Below are 1,726 nucleotides of genomic sequence, written 5' to 3'. Positions count from 1 at the left end.
CGACGCGGGGACCACCTACATATCGGGGCGTCATCCACCGATCTCGTGACCGTCCACCCGGAGTTCTGCTGTCCGCCAGCCCGGAGACAAATGTCCGCCCACCCGGATCATTCCCTGGCCGCTGACAAGGCCGTCGTCGCGAAGCTGCTCCCCGCGCACGCGGGGGTGATCCCGGGACCTGATCAGACAGGCCGTCGTCGCGAAGCTGCTCCCCGCGCACGCGGGGGTGATCCGAGCTGTTCGACGCAGCGGTGCTCAATGCGTACCTGCTCCCCGCGCACGCGGGGGTGATCCCGACTCACCAGGCCACGGCTTGCGCAGCAGCGCCTGCTCCCCGCGCACGCGGGGGTGATCCCTCAGGCTCGGTCACGGGCGGCTGGGAGTGCACCTGCTCCCCGCGCACGCGGGGGTGATCCCAGCATCAGCAGTTCGTTGTGGAGGATCCCGGCCTGCTCCCCGCGCACGCGGGGGTGATCCCCCCAGACTCTGCGTCCACTGGGCGACGTGAAACTGCTCCCCGCGCACGCGGGGGTGATCCCACGTACAACCACCACGAGCGTCCGATCAAGGGCTGCTCCCCGCGCACGCAGGGGTGATCCCTGGGCGGTGCCGGTGGTACGGCGTGCCGGTCGCTGCTCCCCGCGCACGCGGGGGTGATCCCGGCGACGAAATCTATTTCGGCAGGCTGATGCCCTGCTCCCCGCGCACGCGGGGGTGATCCCTGGACCTTCCCGGACGCTCAGGCCGGGGACTTCTGCTCCCCGCGCCGCACGCGGGGGTGATCCCGATTCAATCGCTGCGTCAGGGTCCATCGCGTGCTGCTCCCCGCGTACGCGGGGGTGATCCCAACTGGATTCGGATAGCCAAGGTCGGTGTCGGCTGCTCCCCGCGCACGCGGGGGTGATCCCACGACGACGGAAGCCATCGCCGGCTACCTGCTCTGCTCCCCGCGCACGCGGGGGTGATCCCCCGTTCCGCTACTCGACCGGTGGGGACGAGTTCTGCTCCCCGCGTATGCGTGGGTGATCTGGGCGCTCCGTCCACGCCAGCAGCTCGACAGCGCTGCGCCCCGGGCACGCGGGGGTGATCCGCTAACCCGATCGGCCGCTTGCGCGGCGGAGCCGGGTGAGCACGTCGGCGATCTCGCGGGTCTCCTCGTGGTGCGGCCCGTAGACGAGCGCGAGATCCTCGTGCAGCGGTACCAGCTCGGCCACCGCCTGGTCGATGTTGCCTTCCGCCAGCAGAAGCATCGCGATGTTGCGGCGCAGCTCCAACGCCTCGGAGGACACGTCGCCTTCGGCGGCCCGGATGTGGTCGAGCACCTGCCGGAACTGGCGTAGTGCGACGGTGGCCTGGCCCAGCTCGGCCCGGCAGTGGGCCGCCTGACGCAGGCAGGCCAGGGCGTCGTCGCTGGTAGGCCCGCCGGTACGGGCGAATGCCGAGTACAGTGCGTCGAATTCTGGTAGCGCCTGGCGGAAGTCGCCGCCGATGACGAGGATGGCGGCCCGGCGTTGGCGGAGCGCGAGGACGCGGGGGCTCTCCACCCCGAGGGCGGCTGCCGCCGGCTCGATGACCTGCTTCAGTGCTTCCGCCGCCTGGGTGTACCGCTCCTCGGCGAGCAGGTCGTTGGAGTGGGTCCAGGCGTCGTTGATTGCTGCGCGCAGGCCGGTCGAGGGGCCACCGGGTGCCGGTTGGGGCGGTACGGCACGGTGGTGCGGTGCGACGG

The 1,726-nt window shown here is 71.2% G+C and carries 1 protein-coding gene; it reads right to left on the bottom strand.

Annotated elements, in window-relative coordinates:
* Nucleotides 1-1,091 precede the first annotated feature (1,091 nt).
* Nucleotides 1,092-1,726 (bottom strand): tetratricopeptide repeat protein (locus tag GSF22_RS33365; protein WP_368856940.1); only part of this gene is annotated, 635 nt, incomplete at its 5' end.

It is taken from the genome of Micromonospora echinofusca (assembly GCF_017614955.1).
Lineage (GTDB): Bacteria > Actinomycetota > Actinomycetes > Mycobacteriales > Micromonosporaceae > Micromonospora > Micromonospora echinofusca_A.
Note: the sequence above shows the minus strand (reverse complement) of the source record. Positions and strands in the feature narration are given on the sequence as shown.